Origin of the sequence: Mycobacterium sp. pW045 (genome assembly GCF_041287085.1) — a bacterium.
Classification (GTDB): domain Bacteria; phylum Actinomycetota; class Actinomycetes; order Mycobacteriales; family Mycobacteriaceae; genus Mycobacterium; species Mycobacterium algericum_A.
The window spans coordinates 354,556-372,083 of sequence record NZ_JBGGKU010000001.1 but is presented as its reverse complement, the minus strand read 5'-3'; the positions used below and the strand labels follow the sequence as shown (position 1 = coordinate 372,083).

Sequence of the window (17,528 nt, the reverse complement as noted above, 5' to 3'; positions counted from 1 at the left end):
GTGCGCGGAGGAGATCGGATGGCCGGCGACGACATCTCGGCCGTCGCGCGTTTTCCCACCTGGATCGGCCGCTTCTCCGGCCCCGGCCCCGCAACGCTGGTCTTCCCGCACGCCGGCGGCGCGGCCGTCAACTACCGTCCGCTGGCGCTGGCGTTGGCCGGCGGCGTCGACACCTACGTCATGCAGTACCCGCAGCGCGCCGACCGGTTTCGCGAACCCGCCGCCGAGACTCTGCCGGAGTTGGCTCAAGGACTGTTCGACGCCGGCCCCTGGGAGGAACTCGGCCCGCTGCGGCTGTTCGGCCACAGCATGGGCTCCATCGTCGCATTCGAGTTCGCCCGCCTTGCCGAACAGCGTGGCATCGAGGTGCAGCGACTGTGGGCCTCGGCGGGGCCGGCACCGGGCGCGGTGGCCGGACTGCGCAAGGTGCCGACCGGGGATGCCGAGCTGCGCGCGGAGTTGGAGCAACTCGGCGGCACCGACCCTCGAATCCTCGCCGACCAGGAATTCCTCGCCTTGCTGCTGACCCCCGTGCGCGCGGACTACCAGGCGTTCAACCGTTACCGGTGCGCGCCGGAGGCGACCATCCACGCCGACATCAACGTGCTCGGCGGCCGATCCGACGACCGGGTGGGCACTGACCTGCTGAAGCGCTGGGCCGACCACACCACCGGCAACTGCACGATCTCGCTGTACGACGGCGGGCATTTCTACCATTACGAGCACATTGACACTCTCGCGAATCGGATCATCGCCAATGCCTGACCGGTGCGAGGATCCGGTCGTCATAGTCGGTCTGGGCGTCGAAGCGCCCGGGGGTATCGAGACCGCCGAGCAGTACTGGTCACTGCTGGCCGACGGGCGCGAAGCGCTGAGCACCATTCCCGACGACCGGGACTGGGCGGTGCGCGAACTCATCGACGGATCACACCGTGACGGCTTCAAACCGCTCTGCGACTCTGGTGGGTTCCTTTCCGGCGCCACCGAATTCGACCCCGGTTTCTTCGGCATCGCGCCACGCGAAGCCGTCGCAATGGACCCGCAGCAACGGGTGGCGCTGCGAGTGGCCTGGCGCGCGTGCGAGGACGCCGGGATCAACCCGGACGAACTCACCGGCCACGACGTCGGCGTCTACCTCGGCGCATCCGTTACCGGCTACGGCCCGGACATGGCTCAGTTCTCCGAGCACAGCGGTCACCTGCTACCCGGCACCGCGTTGTCGGTGATCTCCGGCCGCGTCGCCTACACCCTCGGGCTGGCCGGACCGGCGATCACCGTCGACACCTCCTGCTCGTCAGCGCTGTCGGCGCTGCACCTGGCGATCCAGGCGATTCGGACCGGCGACACCGACATGGCGCTCGCCGGTGGTGTGTGCGTGATGGGCTCACCGGGCTTCTTCGTCGAGTTCTCCAAGCAGCACGCGCTCTCCGACGACGGCCATTGCCGGCCCTACAGTGCTGCCGCCTCGGGGACGGTATGGGCCGAAGGTGCCGGAATCTTTGTGCTGCAGCGCAAGTCGGCCGCCCTGCGCGAACATCGCCACATCTACGGCGAGATCCTGGCCAGCCGGCTCAACCAGGACGGCCACACCACCGGGCTGCTCACCCCCAGTGAGCAGGCGCAGCAGCGGCTGTTCCGGCACGCGCTGGTCGACGCCGACGTGCACCCACGCCAGGTCGGCATGATCGAGGGGCACGGCACCGGCACCCGGGTCGGTGACCCCGTCGAACTGCGGTCGCTGATCAACGTGTACGGCGCAGCCACCGAACCGGGCGCTGGACCGCGACTCGGGTCGGTCAAATCCAACATCGGGCACACGCAGGCCGCGGCCGGTGCGCTCGGCCTGAGCAAGGTGCTGCTTGCCGCCGAACACCAGGCGATACCACCGACGCTGCACGTCGACGACGGGTGGCACGACGGCATCGACTGGGACGGCGGCGAGGGCGGGGGCATCACGCTGGCCGACGCCCTGACCGCCTGGCCGGCGAGCGACGGCCGTCGGATCGGATCGGTCTCGGCGTTCGGGATGAGCGGCACAAACGCGCATGTGATCGTCGCTGTCGATGACAGCCGCGACAGCCAGGCGGTGGCGGCGTGCTGAACAGTCACCCGGCCGCGCTGCCCGACGGCCGCACCCCCGTCCTCATCTCGGCACACGCCCGCGACCTGGTACAGGCCGAAGCCGGCGCGCTGGCACGCTACCTGCGCAACCGGCCCGCGGGGGTCGGGGCCGTCGCCCAAACGCTGCGGGCAACCCGCCCGATCCGCCGGTACCGCACTGTGATTCGGGCGCGTGACACCAACGAACTGATCAGCGGCCTGGACGCCGTCTACCACGAGGTCGAGCATCCGCTGGTGGCCCGGTCGAACCGTCAAGAGGCCGCCCGCATCGCCTTCGTGTTTCCCGGGCAGGGCAACCAGTGGCCGGGCATGGGCGCCGATCTGTTCGGAATTGCGGCCTATTGCGCCGAGGCGGACCGCTGCGAGGATGCATTCCGCCGCGCCGGGCACGCCTCGCCGCTGACCTATCTGCGCGGCGCCGATGACCCGGATCCGGTGGTGGTGCAGGCCGCCCAGTTCACGCACGCCGCGGCGCTGGCCGCCACCTGGCGCCATTTCGGCGTACTGCCCGACATCACCGTCGGTCACAGCCTGGGGGAACTCGCCGCCGCCTACACCGCCGGAGTGGTGGACCTGGATGCCGCGGCTGCGGTGGTGATCGCGCGGGCGGAACTGACCGATCTGCTGGCCGACAACGCCGCTGGCCGCTTCGGCATGGCGATGATCGCGCTGGCCGCCGACGACGTCGCCGAACTCATCGCTGGCGTCTCGGGCTGGCTGGAGCTGTCGGTGATCAACGGTCCCGAGTCGGTCGTAGTTTCCGGCGAATGGGCTGCGGTGCAGCAGATCCTGGAACGCGCCGACCGGCGCGGGGTGTTCGCCCGCGAGCTGGCGGTGCGCTACCCGGCGCACACCAGCGTCTTGGAGCCGCTGCGCGACCGCATGACCGCGCAGTTACCGGATGCGCAATTCCACGGCGCCCCGGTGGAATTCATCGGATCGGTGTATGGCGGACCGATACCGCCGGGAAAGACCTTCCGGCAGTATTGGTTCGACAATCTCCGTCAGCAGGTGCGGTTCGACCTGGCTGCCGCCGCTGCGGTGGCGCGCGGTGTCACCACTTTCATCGAGATGTCGGCGCATCCCACGCTGCTCGTGCCGCTCGGAGATGTCGCCGGCACCGCCCAAGTGCTGGCCAGCACCGACCGTGACCAGCCGGCCGGCGAGGCGTTGGCCGCCAACATCGCCGCCGCGGCCGTCGCCGACCCCGGTTACCGCTGGCGGGATTTCGCCGCGCCGGCCGCCGCGCCGCTGCGCCATTTCCCGCACGCGCCGATGCACACCACCCGGCTGTGGGCCGGCAGGAAAACCCCCGCGCCGCGCCCAGGGAGGCCGGTGGTCATGAACGAACAATGGCAATCGATCGAGATTCCGGAAGATCGGCCCGCCGGGATGGCCGTCATCGACTACACCGGGCAATCCCCGAAGCTCGCGGCAGAACTGATCGCGGCGATGGGCGCAGACCCCGCGGACCTGGCACATGCCGAACAGCTGGTGCTCGTCGCACCCCCTGCCGGTGACATCGAGATCACCGCGGCGGCAGCCGCGTTCACCGGTACTGCCGTGGCCCAGGCGCCACCGGCGCTCGGAGTGCACTGCCGACGGGTCTGGCTCATCACCGCCGGCGCCGAGCAACTCGACGGTGACCCGCCGCCGCGGCCCCAGGCCGCCGCGCTGGCGGCACTGCACCGCAGCACCGGATTCGCCCACCCCGACCAGACGTTCGCGCACCTGGATCTGCCGGTCGATCCGACCGCCGACGACATCGGCGCCGCGGTGGCCGCGCTGAGCCTGACCGACACCGAAGTCGCGGTGCGCGCCGGCCGCCTTTCGGTGCGCCGGCTGGTGCGATCCGATGCCGCCCCGGCCGTGCCCGCAATCCCGGAGGTCGTGGTGATCAGCGGCGGCACCGGCGCCATCGGGATGGCCTTCGCGGCGTTCTGCGCCGACCACGGCGCCCGCGACATCAGCCTGCTCAGCCGCAGCGGCGACACCGATGCAACCGCGGACCGGTTGGATGCCCTGCGTGTGCGTACTGGGGCTCGCATCACCGCGATCCGGTGCGATATCACCGACGATGCCGCACTTGCAGCGGTGATCGCCGAGCACCACCCGGCCCCGTCCGGACTCGTGGTGCATACCGCGTCGGCGGAAGCGGTCGCCGCCGAGCAGATCACCGAGGCAGCGGTTCGGGACGCCCTCGGCGCCAAAGTGATCGGCCTGAACAATCTGGTGCGGCACTGGCCGCAGCGGTCCGACGCCCGGGTGCTGGTCTGCTCGTCGGTGTTGGCGCTGTGGGGCGGCTCGGGACACGGCCTCTACGCAGCGGCCAATCGGATGGCCGACACCCTGGTGAGCCGGCTGCGGGCGCAGGGCCGCAGCGCCAACTCGATCCGGTGGGGATTGTGGCAAAGCGTGGCCGTGGTGAGCGGCGACGAGAAGACCCGGATCGCCCGGACGGGTCTGACCCCGATGGCGCCCGAGGCCGCGATCACCGCAGGGCTCAGCGCCACGCCGAACGACCCGGCGATTTTGGCCGCCGACTTCGACCGGCTGGGGGTGTTCTTCGACAGCCAGGGCGTTCCCTCTCCCTTCGATGTCACCGCGGCACCCGCGAGTGGCATATCGGGGGATCGCCCGGTCGGCGACGTCGTGGTCGGCGAGCTCGCGGCGGTGCTCGGCCTGGACCGCACCGACGACATCGACATGCATCGGGCATTGGTCGACCTCGGCATGGATTCACTGCTCGCCCTGGACCTGCGCAAGCGGCTGGCTCGCACCACCGGGAGAAGGGTGGCGCTCGGACCGCTGCTGGCCGGCATGACCGCGGCGCAACTGACCGCGACGCTCCGTGATGACACCGCTGCTGCCGCGGCGACGGAAAGGACTGTTTTCACCCATGACTGACACCGTCGACCAGTCGACAGACGCGACCGAGTTGCGACTGGAGTTGCTGCGCCGCCGGCTCGCCGAACGCGGGCTGGCCGCCACCGCGCCGGCCACCGAACCCGCCGAACCCGCGATGAACGATGGGCAGCGCCGGATGTGGTTCGTCCAGGCGCTGGACCCCGACGGCACCGTCGCCAACATCTCGGTCTCCTACCGGCTGTCCGGCCGGCTGGACAGCGACCGGTTGAGCACAGCTCTGGCCGCGGTGGCCGACCGTCACCCGTTGCTCCGCACCACATATCGCGTCGATGACAACGGCGAACCGCGGCCGGTGGTCGCAGCGGTCACACCGGCCTACACCGAACACGACCTGACCGAGCTCGCCGGACAGGCCCGGGCACTGCGGCTGGAGGTGCTGGCCCAGCGCGAGTTCGCCACCCCGTTCCGGCTCGAATCCGATGCCCCGTTGCGGCTCACCGTGATCCGGCTCGGGCCCGACGAACACATTCTGCTGCTGGTCGCCCACCATATCGCCTGGGACGACGCCTGCTGGCCGGTCTTCTTCGCCGATCTGACCGCCGCCTACACCGACCCCGACGCGTTCGCCGCCCGCCCACCCGCAGCTGTTGTCAGCACACCGCCGGTCTCCGATCACGGCGCCGACCTGGACTACTGGCGCACCCTGCTGGCCGAGCCGCCCGACCCGCTGGAACTGCCGGGCCCGCGCGGCTCCGCGGTGCCCCACACCCTGCGGGCCGGGCTGTGCACCCGGCCGCTGCCGGCCGAATTGATGGACAGCATCACCGACCTGGCCCGCGACTACGGCGCAACGCCCTACATGGTGGTCGCGGCGGCGCTGTCCGCGCTGATCCACCGCTACACCGGCACCGATGATTTCCTGATCGCCTCACCCGTTCTCAACCGAACGGCCGGCACCGAGGAGACCATCGGCTACTTCGGCAACACCGTGGTGCTGCGTGCTCGGGTCACCGCATCCGACCGGTTCAGCGACCTGCTGACCCGCACCCGCGACAGCGCACTGGGTGCGTTCGCCCACCAAGGCATCAATCTCGACCGGGTGGTCCGTGAGCTCAACCCGGACCGCCGGCACGGGGGCGTGGAGCGGCTCACCCGGCTCAGCTTCGGATTCCGGGCCGGCGGCGGTGAAGGTTTCCACCCGGACGGAATAACTTGTGTCCGAGCCGATTACCGCGGCAAGATCGCCCAGCTGCCGTTGGGGATTATGGTCGAGGCCGGCGGCTCCCGCGACGGCGGCGCGCTGATCGAAGCCGAATACCTGCACGACGTGCTCGACGAAGCGCTCGTCGAGCAGCTGCTGCGACACCTGGTGCAACTGCTGGGCGCCGCCGTCGCGCAACCGCAGGCGGCCGTCAGCGAACTCGACATGCTCGGAGACGACGATCGCCGCTGGCTGGAAACGGCTTCTCGCGGGCCGGACTTCAGCGCCACTCCGACGACGCTCGGCGCACTGGTCGCCGACCGGGCGGCGCTGACCCCGGACGCCATCGCCGTGGTCGACGACCACGGCCGCTACACCTACGCCGAGATCAACGCCCGTGCCAACCGGATCGCGCATCACCTCATCGCCGCCGGTATCGGCACCGAAGACAAGGTTGCGGTGCTCTTCGGCCGCTCGGTCGACCTGGTGGTCACTGCGCTGGGCATCGCCAAGGCCGGCGCGGCCTACGTTCCCGTCGACCCCGAATATCCGCCGGACCGCATCGAGTTCATCCTGGGCGACGCCCGGGCCGCCCTGGTGATGCGTGAGCCCTTCACGTCCGAGGCGTTGGCCGACCGTCCCGACACCGACCCGACCGATGCCGACCGGGTGCGCCCGCTCCGGCCGGATAATCTGGCCTATCTCATCTACACCTCGGGATCGACCGGCCTGCCCAAGGGGGTCGAGGTGTCCCACGTTCCGATCACCGAGTACCTGATTTGGTTCGGGGACGAGTACGGCATCGACGACACCGACGTACTGCTGCAGGTCGCATCGCCCAGCTTCGACGTGTCTGTCGGTGAACTGTTCGGCACGCTGGGCAACGGCGCCCGGTTGGTCATTCCGCGCCCCGACGGGCTGCGCGACATCGGCTACCTGACCGATCTGCTGCAGCGCGAGGGCGTCACCGCCATGCACTTCGTGCCCTCACTGCTGGGGCTGTTCCTGTCGCTGCCCGGGGTTAAACAGTGGCGCACCCTGCGACGCATCCCGATCGGCGGCGAGCCGCTGCCGGGCGAGCTGGCGGACAAGTTCCATGCCACCTTCGATGCGATGTTGCACAACTTCTACGGCCCCACCGAGACGGTGGTCAACTCGTCGCGCTACAAGGTGGAGGGCGCGCAGGGCAACCGGGTCGTGCCGATCGGCAGTCCCAACATCAACACCACCATGTGGCTGCTCGACGACGCGCTGCAGCCGGTGCCGGTCGGGGTTATCGGCGAGATCTACATCGGCGGAACACATGTCGCCCGCGGCTACTTCGACCGTCCCGGCCTGACCGCGGAACGCTTCGTCGCCGACCCGTGGACGCGGGGAGGACGGCTGTACCGCACCGGTGACCTGGCCCGCCGCAACGCTGCCGGCGACCTGGAATTCATCGGCCGCGCCGACGACCAGGTGAAGGTCCGCGGCTTTCGCATCGAGCTCGGCGAGGTGGCCTCGGCCATTTCGGTCGACCCCAGCGTGGGTCAGTGTGTGGTAGTCGTGTCCGACCTGCCGGCGCTCGGCCGCAGCCTGGTCGCCTACCTGACACCCGCGGAGCGTGGTGCGGGCGAGGACACGGTTGAGATCCCCCGGATCCAGGCCCGGGTCGCCGCCGCGCTGCCCGAATACATGGCCCCGGCGGCCTATGTGGTGGTCGACGACATCCCGATCACCGCCCACGGCAAGATCGACCGAGCCGCCCTGCCCGACCCGCAGCCCATCGAGTCGGCCCCCTACCGAGAGCCGCAGACCGACACGGAACATACGGTGGCGCAACTGTTCTCGCAGCTACTCGACCGAGAGCAGGTCGGCGCCGACGACTCGTTCTTCGACCTCGGTGGTCACTCGCTGCTGGCCACCAAATTGGTCGCCGAGATCCGAGCCCGATGCGGCGTTGAGATTGGCGTCCGCGACATCTTCGAGGCAAGCACGGTGACCCGGCTGGCCGCCGCAATCGATCGGGCGCCGGCCGGGGGCTCCGGGCCGGGTCGCCCGCCGCTGATCGCAGTGGACCGAACCGGGCCGCTTCCGGTGTCCGCGTCTCAGCTGCGCACCTGGTTCGCCTACCGGCTCGACCCGCGGGCTACCGGCGACAACATCCCGCTGTCGGCCCGGCTCACCGGTCCCTGCGACACCGCCGCGCTGACCGCTGCGATCAACGACGTGGTGGCCCGCCACGACAGCCTGCGCACCACGTTCTGTGAGATCGACGGAGTGCCCCACCAGATCATCAACCCGCCCGTACCGGTCGAGATAGCCGAACTGCGGTGCCCGGAAAGCGATCCGGAGGCGGTCGAGCGGTGGACCGGTGACCGGCTCGACGAACAGCGGGCCGGCGCCTTCGACTTGGAGCACGACTGGCCGATCCGGACGGCACTGCTGCACCTACCCGGCGATGAGCGGGTGCTGTCACTGGTGGTGCACCACATCGCCGCCGACCACTGGTCGGTCGAGGTGCTCTTCACCGATCTGCTGATCGCGTACCGGTGCCGGGCTGCCGGTAGTGCGCCGTCGTGGCCACCGCCGGCTTTGCGGTATGCCGATTTCGCGCACTGGCAGGGTGAGCTGCTGCTTGACGAATCCGGGTTGATCGACGCGCAGCGCCGCTACTGGATGGAACAACTTGCCGGACTGGCCGATGACACCGGCCCGCGGCCCGATTTCCCGCGGCCGGCCACCGCCGACGGGGCCGGCGACTCCGTCGCCTTCACCGTCACCCCGGAGGTACGGGCCGGGCTGGCGGCGTTGGCCCGCGACACCGGCGCCACCGAGTTCATGGTGCTGCAGGCCGCGGTTGCGGTGCTGCTACACCTGGCGGGCAGCGGCGACGACATCCCGCTCGGTGTTCCGGTCGCCGGCCGAACCGACAACGCCCTGAATAACTTAGTCGGGTTCTTCGTCAACATCCTGGTGCTGCGAAACCGGTTGGACGGCAACCCGACACTGCGCGATGTCGTGTTGCGGGCACGCGAAGTGGCGCTGGGGGCCTACGCGAACGCCGACCTGCCCTTCGATCGACTGGTCGAAGCGCTCAACCCCGTCCGGACGCTGTCGCGCAACCCGCTGTTCCAGGTGGTGGTGCACGTACGCGACGCCGCCGAGGTCACCCATGTCATCAGCAGCGGAGACAGCGGCGATGGTGAAGACGACCTGGTCTTCCGCACCGTGATGCCGACGTTCGACATCGCGCACGCCGACCTGTCGGTGAACCTGTTCGCCACGACCGCCACCGGCGGCGACGGCGCCGGCTACGACGGCCACCTGATCTACCGCACCGACCTCTACGAACGATCCACCGTGCAGCGACTGGCCGACTGGCTGGGCCGGGTGCTGGCGGCGATGGCCGGCGCGCCGGAGCGCACACTGCGCGACATCGGCCTGATCGACGACGAACAACGTGACCGCATCCTCACCCAATGGAGCAACGGAGCGCCGATAGGCGACGCTGACCCGCAGACGATCGCCGAGGTGCTCGCCCCGAGCCGGAGCTTCGACGGTGTCGCGGTGCGCTGCGCTGGAGCCGAGCTGAGCTATCCGGAGCTGCACAGCCGCTCCGACCGGCTCGCCGGGCTGTTGATCGAGGCGGGCGTGCAGCCCGGAACCCTGGTGGGCCTGTCGGTTCGGCGTGACCTGGACCTGGCCGTGGCGCTGGTCGGGATCATGAAGGCAGGTGCCGGCTACTTCCCGCTGGACCCCGGCTATCCGCGGCAGCGCCTGGAGTTCATGGTCGACGACGTCTTTTCCGACCCGGTTGCGCCGAAGGTGATCGTGGTCAGCTCGACGACGCGTGACGCGATGCCGCACGGGGCGACGCTGCTGTGCCTGGACGACGCGGACGTGCAGGACGAGCTGGCGAAAGACCCTGACGGAACGGTCCTTCCGGTGCCGCACCCGGACGACCCGATGTATCTGGTGTTCACCTCCGGCTCCACCGGCGTGCCCAAGGGAGTGCTGGGCACCCACCGCTCGATGAGCGCCCGACTCAACTGGCAATTGGCCCACTACCCGGTGCACGGTGACGACATCCGGCTTGCCCAGTCGTCGATGACGTTCCTCGAGGGCGGGATGGAGTTGTTGGCCGGCCTGGCGGCCGGGGCAACGATGATCTTGGCCGACGACAACGAGTTCCGCGATCCCGAAGCCCTGGCCCGGCTGATCACGGCCGAGCGGGTGGCCCAGGTGACCGCGGTGGCCAGCCTGATCTCGGTGCTGGTGGATTCGACGCCCGATGCGGTACGAGGTCTGCGCCGGCTGGTCTGCAGCGGCGAGCCGGTCTCCGCGGACCTGCTGGCCCGGCTGACCGCGGTGCTCGACTCGGACACCCAACTGCTCAACAACTTCGGTGCCACCGAGACCTCCGGGGCCGCGGTGCGCGGCGAGTTGACCCCTCCGACACCGAAACTCGGGCGGCCCACACCCGGCTCGCAGGCCTACCTGCTCGACGACGCGCTGCGGCCGGTGCCGCCCGGTGTCGTCGGCGAGGTCTACTACGCAGGTCCGCAGATTGTGCAGGCCTACTGGAAGCGGCCCGGGCTGACCGCCACCCGATTCGTGGCCAACCCGTTCAGCCCCGGTGACCGGCTCTACCGCAGCGGGGACCGGGCCCGCTGGAGTACCGATGGAGTACTGGAGTTCGTCGGCCGCACCGACCACCAGGTCAAGGTGCGTGGCTTCCGGGTCGAGCTGGCCGAGGTCGAGGCCGCGCTGCGCGCTGCCCCCGGGGTGGCGACGGCTGCCGCCCGGACCTGGGAGCAGCGGGGCGCCACCACACTGGCCGGCTACCTGGTGCCGGCCGAGCCGGTCGCCGACGCAGCGCCGTTCGTCGCATCGGTGCGCGCCGCGCTGGCCGCGGAGCTGCCCGGTTACATGGTGCCGTCGTCGCTGACGGTGCTGGAAACCATGCCACTGACCGACTCGGGGAAGCTGAATCGGCCGGCCCTGCCGCAGCCGGCGGTGGCCACGCGCGGAGCGGCTGACCCGCCGGTGACTGCCACCGAGAAGACACTGGTGGGCATCTGCGCCGAGTTGCTCGGCGTCGAACGTATCGGCCGCAGTGACGGATTCTTCGAGCTCGGCGGCGACAGCATCCTCTCGGTGCAACTGGCCGCCCGGGCGCGCGCTGCCGGACTGGACATCGACCCGCGGATGATCTTCGAGCACCCGACATTCGCCGGACTGGCCGCCGCGGCCGACCGCCTTGCCGCGACCGGAGGCGGCACCGACACTGCCGTCGACACGGCGTTCGCCCCGATGAGCGTCTCGGGGTTGAGCAGCGATGCGCTGGCCGATCTCACCGCGACATGGGGCGACTCACCGTGACGGAGGCCACAACTCAGCGCAGCAATGCGCAATCCATCGAGGACGTGCTGGCGCTGTCGCCGCTGCAGCAGGGATTGTTCTCACTGGCAAAGCTGGCCACCGATGGGTTGGCGGCTGCGGACGGGGTTGACGTCTACACCGTGCAGTTCGTCATCGACATCGTCGGGGCTGTCGACGCGCAACTGCTGCGCCGGAGTGCCGAGGCCATGCTGGGCCGGCACGCCAACCTGCGGGCGTCGTTCTGGGATGTCGACCTGCCGCACCCGGTGCAGATCGTACCGGTCGAGGTCACGCTTCCGTGGCGGGAAATCAACGCGACACCAAACGAATTCGATGAGATAGCACGTAGTGAACGCACCGCCAACTTCGACCTGGCCCGCGGCCCGTTGCTGCGCTTCGTGCTGGCTCGCTCGGCGCCCGATCGGCACCGGCTGATTCTCACCGTGCACCACCTGTTGGTCGACGGCTGGTCGATGGCGGTGTTCTTCGACGAACTGGTGGCGATCTACCGTGCCGGCGGCACCGACTCGTTGCCCGCGCCGCGTCCCTACCGCGACTACATCGGCTGGCTGGCGACCCAGGATGTCGCAGCCGCCACCGAGCGGTGGCGCGACTATCTGGCGCCACTGACCGCGCCGACGATCCTGGCCGACGGCGAGCGGACCGAGCTGGGCAGCGTCATGCCGCAGACCTACGAGGTGGCCCTGGATCCCGACGACACCGCCCGGCTGACCGAGTGGGCCCGCCGAAACGGGCTGACTTTGAACACCGTGCTGCAGTTCACCTGGGCGGTGCTGCTTGGACGGCTCACCGACCGTCGCGAGGTGGGATTCGGTGCGGTGGTGTCGGGCCGGCCCCAGCAGCTCACCGGCGTCGAATCCATGGTCGGCCTGTTCATCAACACCGTTCCCGTAGTCGCCGCCACACCGGCCGGCGCCGAGGTGATCGCGGTCTGCCAAGCTCTGCAACGGGATACCGCAGCGATGCGCGACTTGGGCTACCTCAGCCTGGCATCGGTGCAACGGGCCGCACGTAACGCTGTCTTCGACACCCTGCTCGTTTTCGAGAACGCCCCGATCGGGTCGGCGGCAGCCGGGGTGACCACGCCGGACGGAGTGCAGTTCATCCCGGTCACCGTGGCGAGCCTGACCCACTACCCGCTGACCGTGGTCAGCTACCCGCCGCGCGACGGCAGGCTCACCCTGCTGCTGGAAGCGGTGCCGGAGGCCCTGGGCGAACTGTCGGTGCCGGACCTGGGCCGGCGACTGCTGCAGCTGCTGCGCCAACTGGTCGACCCGGCGCGGCCGCGCGTCGCCGACCTGGACGTACTGTTACCCGTCGAACGGTCTCGCCGCGGCTCGCCGGTGGCTGCGCCGGCGGGGACCGTGCCGGCACTGTTCGCCGCCGCCGCAGCACGCCATCCGGAGAGCCCGGCGCTCACCGGCGAGCGGCAGATCCTGACCTATGCCGAACTGGAGGCCGAGTCGAGCCGGCTGGCACAGGCACTGGCCGGGCGCGGCATCGGACCCGAGGACCGGGTTGCGATTGCGCTACCGCGCTCGGCCGATTCGGTCATCGCCATCCTGGCCGTGCTGCAGTCCGGAGCAGCCTACGTGCCGGTGGATGTCGATCTTCCGAAGAAGCGGATCGAATCGATTCTGCGCCAAGCTGATCCGAAGCTCACATTGACCGTCGAGCTGTTGGCCCAGTTGCGATCCGATGCTGCGCGGCGGCGCCCCACACCGGCGGGGATCCACCCGGACTCCGCCGCCTATGTCATCTTCACCTCCGGTTCCACCGGCGAGCCCAAAGGCGTCATCGGCACCCACCGGGCGCTGACGTCGTACTTCGCCGACCATCAGCAGCGCATGTATGCGCCGGCGATGGCCCGGCTGGGACGGCCACTGCGCGTCGCGCACGCCTGGTCGCTGAGTTTCGACGCGAGCTGGCAGCCGCTGGTCGGCCTGCTGGGCGGGCAGACCGTGCACCTGTTCTCGGCAGCGGAGATGCGCGATGCCGAGGCGATCATCGACGGTGTCCGCCGACACCGGCTGGACATGATCGACACGTCGCCGTCGATGTTCACCCAGCTGTTCGATGCCGGCCTGCTCGACGCGCACGCCGCCCACCGCCTCACCGTGCTGGCGCTCGGCGGCGAGGCGATCGCCCCGCACGTCTGGACGAGGCTGCGTTCGGTCGCGGCGGCATCGTCGGTCGCCGTGCACAACTGCTACGGCCCCACCGAGACCACCGTGGAGGCTGTCGTCGCCGACGTCGCTCACACCGAACTGCCGGTGATCGGAGAACCGGTGCGGGGCATGACCGCTCACGTGCTGGACTCCGCGTTGCGGGAGGTTCCCGACGGGGTGGTCGGCGAGCTGTACCTGGCCGGTGCGCAGGTCACCCGCGGCTACCTGGGCCGGGCCGGCGCGACCGCGGCCCGCTACGTCGCCGACCCGTTTCACCCCGGTGGCCGGATGTATCGCACCGGGGACCTGGTGCGACGCCGCACCGACGGCCGACTGATCTACCTGGGCCGTGCCGACGACCAGGTCAAGGTGCGCGGCTACCGGGTCGAGGTCGCCGAAGTCGAAGCAGCGCTGGCCGCGGCGACCGGGGTCGCGGCAGCAGCGGTGCTGCCCGTGGACGGCGCCACCGGAACGCAACTGGCCGGATTCGTCACCGGCACCGGCCTGGACGCGGCCCGGGTGCGGACAGCGGTCAGTGCCCGGCTGCCGGCGTACCTGGTGCCGGCCAGGATCGTCGTGGTGGAGTCGATGCCGTTGACCCCCAACGGAAAGCTGGACGCTGAAGAGCTGCTGGCGCTCCTCGCCCGGGCCGGGCCCGTTGTCGGCGACGGCGATGAGCCGGCCACCGAGACCGAGCGGATATTGGTCGAGCTGATGGCCGAGATCTTCGGCGGGCCGGAAAGCCCGGCGCCCGGCGTCGAGACCGATCTACGCGACCTGGGCCTGGACAGCATCGTGGCGTTGGCGATGGTGCGGGCGGCCCGCCGGGCCGGACTGTCGTTGCGTCCGCGGACCGCATTGAGTTGCACCACGATCCGGGACATGGCCGCCGCCTTGGATAGTGAAGCCGCTGAAGCTGCCGAAGCCGCCGCGGTGGCCGTCGCGGACGACGGGCCGATGCCACTGCTGCCGGCCGGCCGGTGGCTCTACCAGTACGGCAGCCCGCGCCGGCTCGGGCAAGTCGAGGCGGTTCGGGTGCCGGCCGACATCGACGCGGGACAATTGCGGTCGGCGCTGGCCGCGATCGTCGCCGCGCACCCGGTGCTGCGCGCACGGCTCGACCCGGACACGCTGACGCTGTGCCCGGCCGAACCTGCCGATGTCCTCAGCGAAATCACCGTCGGTGCTGACGAGCTGACTGATCTCGCTGCGGTCACCGAGCACGGCGGCAAGCTGTTGGCGGATCTGGACCCCGAGAACGGGGTGCTGTTGCGCGCGGTATGGCTGCGTCCGCCGACCGGGATCGGCGTGCTGTTGCTGTGCGCCCACGTGCTGGCGCTCGACCCGGTGTCATGGCAGGTGGTTCTGGGCGAGTTGCACGCCGCGCTGGCCGGCGCAGATCCGCTGCCCGAGCGCAGTGGCTACCGGCGCTGGGCGGCGGCGCTGAGCGCGCGGGCGCAAAGCCTGGACACCGTGGACTTCTGGGCCGAGCAGATCACCGGTGACGATCCCCAACTGGGCTCTCGGAGGGTCCGTCCAGACCACGACCGCGCCGGTGACCTCACGGTCTCGGTGGCTGTCGCCGACCCGGAAGTCACCGCAGCGTTGCTCGCTTCGCGTGCGCCGATGCATGATCTGCTGGTGGCGGCGACCGCGCGGATGATCGGGGCCTGGCGGGCTCGGCGCGGGCAGCAGGGCCCGGCACCGCTGCTGGCATTGGAGACCCATGGGCGCGCCGAAGATCTGGTGTACGACGGCCGCCGGGTCGACCCCGCCGACATCGCCGGGCTGCTGACGTCGATCTACCCGCTGCGAATTCGTCAGGCCGACCCGGGTGGGGTCGCGCGGGCACTGGCCGAGATCCCCGGCAGCGGAATCGATTACGGATTGCTGGCCTATCTGCGTGATGACACCGCGACCCGGTTCGCCGGCCATCCGGGTCCGCAACTGCTGCTGAACTACCTTGGCCGCGTCGACCGGGTCGGGGACGGGCCAGCCCTGGCGCCCGACCTGATCGCCGGCCTGCCGTCGGTGCCCGAACCCGATCAGGCGGTGCGTCACGAGTTGGGCATCTTCGCCGCGGTGGCCGACCTCGGGGCCGGCGCGGTGGTGATGACCCAGTGGCGGACGCTGCCCGACATCCTCGGCGACGCCGAGATCACCGAACTGCAGGAACTGTTCACCGGGGCCCTGCGTGACCTGGCGGAGGAGCTGTCATGAGAACCCTGGCAGTGGTGGGGGCAGGCGCCAAGGCGGTCGCGGTGGCCGCGAAGGCCGCGGTGTTGCGGGAGATGGGCGTTGAGACACCGGAGATCGTCGCCGTCGAACGCACCGAGGTGGCCGCCAACTGGCGGGCGACCGGCGGGTGGACCGACGGGGCCCACCGACTGGGAACCAGCCCGGAGAAGGACGTCGGCTTCCCGTATCGCTCGGCGCTGGTGGCGGGCCGCAACGCCGAACTCGACGAGCGGATGACCCGGTACAGCTGGCAGTCCTACCTGATCGCCACCGGACAGTTCGCCGAATGGGTGGACCGGGGCCGTCCGGCGCCCACCCATCTGCGATGGAGCCAGTACCTGCGTTGGGTCGCGGACGCCGTGGCGCTGACCGTGATCCCCGGCGAGGTCGATCGGCTGGCCGTGGCCGGCGACGGCTGGGCGCTGCACACCCGGGAGACCGAAGTGGCCGCTGACGCGGTGATGATCACCGGTCCGGGCCAGGCCGAGAGGTCGATTCTGCCCGGTAACCCGCTGGTGCTCTCGATCGCGCAGTTCTGGCACCGGGCCGCGGCCGACCGGATCAGCGCGGAGCGTGTCGCCGTCATCGGTGGTGGTGAAACCGCCGCGTCGATGCTCAACGAACTGTTCCGGCACCGTGTCTCGACGATCACCGTGATCTCCCCGCAGGTGACGCTGTTCACCCGCGGAGAAGGCTTCTTCGAGAACGCGCTGTTCTCCGATCCGACCGACTGGTCCGCGCTGACACTGGCCGAGCGACGGGATGCGCTGGCCCGCACCGACCGAGGGGTGTTCTCGGCACGGGTGCAGGACGCGCTGCTGGCCGACGACCGCATCCGGCACCTCCGTGGGCGGGTGGCGCACGCAGTGGCTCGTGACGGTCGGATCCGGTTGACGCTGAGCACCAATCGGGGCGGTGAGAACTTCGAGACCGTACACGGCTTCGACCTGGTGATCGACGGTTCCGGGGCCGACCCGCTGTGGTTCGTGTCGCTGTTCGGGCAGGACACCCTGGACCTGTTGGAGCTGGGCCTGGGTGGGCCGCTGTCGGGGGACCGGTTGGCCGAGGCGGTCGGCCACGATCTGGCCGTCGCCGGCGTCACCCCGAAACTGTTCCTGCCCAACTTGGCCGGATTGACCCAGGGGCCGGGTTTTCCCAACCTGAGCTGCCTGGGTCTGCTGTCCGACCGGATCCTGGGCGCCCACATCCCGGCGAGCAGTCGCGAAAGCCCCCTTTCGGCGCCGCCTGAGGGGGCTTTGGCGACTGCTCGCGGTCAAAATAACGAGGAGAACTGATGAGCACCAACCCCTTTGACGACGACAACGGTAGTTTTTACGTGCTGATCAACGATGAGGACCAGCACAGCCTCTGGCCCAGTTTCGCCGAGGTTCCCGCCGGGTGGCGGGTGGTCTACGGGGGCGAGCAGGGCGCAGCGCGCGCGGCCTGCCTGGAGTACGTCGAACAGCATTGGACCGACCTACGCCCCAAGAGCCTTCGTGATGCGATGGCGGCCGAACGGGGATAGCCCGGCCACGATCGCGTCGATG

The 17,528-nt window shown here is 70.0% G+C and carries 7 protein-coding genes; all 7 read left to right on the top strand.

Annotated elements, in window-relative coordinates; translation table 11 throughout:
• Positions 1-18: 18 nt before the first annotated feature.
• Genes ACAG20_RS01680 through ACAG20_RS01650 form a run of 7 tightly spaced genes read left to right on the top strand, consistent with a single transcriptional unit; the run spans position 19 to position 17,506 of the window.
• On the top strand, positions 19-765 hold the full coding sequence (locus ACAG20_RS01680) for a thioesterase II family protein (protein ID WP_370491301.1): 747 nt from the start codon (positions 19-21) through the stop codon (positions 763-765).
• A complete protein-coding gene (locus ACAG20_RS01675) occupies positions 758-2,101 on the top strand; it encodes a polyketide synthase (protein ID WP_370491300.1) in 1,344 nt (447 codons plus the stop codon). Before ACAG20_RS01680 ends, ACAG20_RS01675 begins: the two co-directional genes overlap by 8 nt.
• Positions 2,095-5,028 carry an SDR family NAD(P)-dependent oxidoreductase gene (locus ACAG20_RS01670; RefSeq protein WP_370491299.1) on the top strand — a complete coding sequence of 978 codons (2,934 nt, stop codon included), beginning with the start codon at positions 2,095-2,097 and terminating at the stop codon, positions 5,026-5,028. The genes ACAG20_RS01675 and ACAG20_RS01670 overlap by 7 nt, the downstream gene beginning before the upstream one ends.
• Positions 5,021-11,554, top strand: coding sequence for an amino acid adenylation domain-containing protein (locus ACAG20_RS01665; protein WP_370491298.1), 6,534 nt, complete (start codon positions 5,021-5,023; stop codon positions 11,552-11,554). Before ACAG20_RS01670 ends, ACAG20_RS01665 begins: the two co-directional genes overlap by 8 nt.
• The gene (locus tag ACAG20_RS01660; protein ID WP_370491297.1) at positions 11,551-15,963 is read left to right on the top strand and encodes an amino acid adenylation domain-containing protein; all 4,413 of its coding nucleotides are present in this window, start codon (positions 11,551-11,553) and stop codon (positions 15,961-15,963) included. The genes ACAG20_RS01665 and ACAG20_RS01660 overlap by 4 nt, the downstream gene beginning before the upstream one ends.
• Complete coding sequence (mbtG, locus tag ACAG20_RS01655) at positions 15,960-17,276, top strand: NADPH-dependent L-lysine N(6)-monooxygenase MbtG (protein ID WP_370491296.1); 1,317 nt, start codon at positions 15,960-15,962, stop codon at positions 17,274-17,276. Before ACAG20_RS01660 ends, mbtG begins: the two co-directional genes overlap by 4 nt.
• Positions 17,276-17,506 (top strand): MbtH family protein, encoded by a 231-nt coding sequence (locus ACAG20_RS01650; RefSeq protein WP_370491295.1) that lies wholly within the window; start codon positions 17,276-17,278, stop codon positions 17,504-17,506. The genes mbtG and ACAG20_RS01650 overlap by 1 nt, the downstream gene beginning before the upstream one ends.
• Positions 17,507-17,528 lie beyond the last annotated feature (22 nt).

Excerpts from the sequence above, each read along its gene's own strand:
- ACAG20_RS01680 (WP_370491301.1), top strand. The coding sequence starts at position 19 with ATGGCCGGCGACGACATCTCGGCCGTCGCGCGTTTTCCCACCTGGATC.
- ACAG20_RS01675 (WP_370491300.1), top strand. The coding sequence starts at position 758 with ATGCCTGACCGGTGCGAGGATCCGGTCGTCATAGTCGGTCTGGGCGTC.
- ACAG20_RS01665 (WP_370491298.1), top strand. The coding sequence starts at position 5,021 with ATGACTGACACCGTCGACCAGTCGACAGACGCGACCGAGTTGCGACTG.
- mbtG (WP_370491296.1), top strand. The coding sequence starts at position 15,960 with ATGAGAACCCTGGCAGTGGTGGGGGCAGGCGCCAAGGCGGTCGCGGTG.
- ACAG20_RS01650 (WP_370491295.1), top strand. The coding sequence starts at position 17,276 with ATGAGCACCAACCCCTTTGACGACGACAACGGTAGTTTTTACGTGCTG.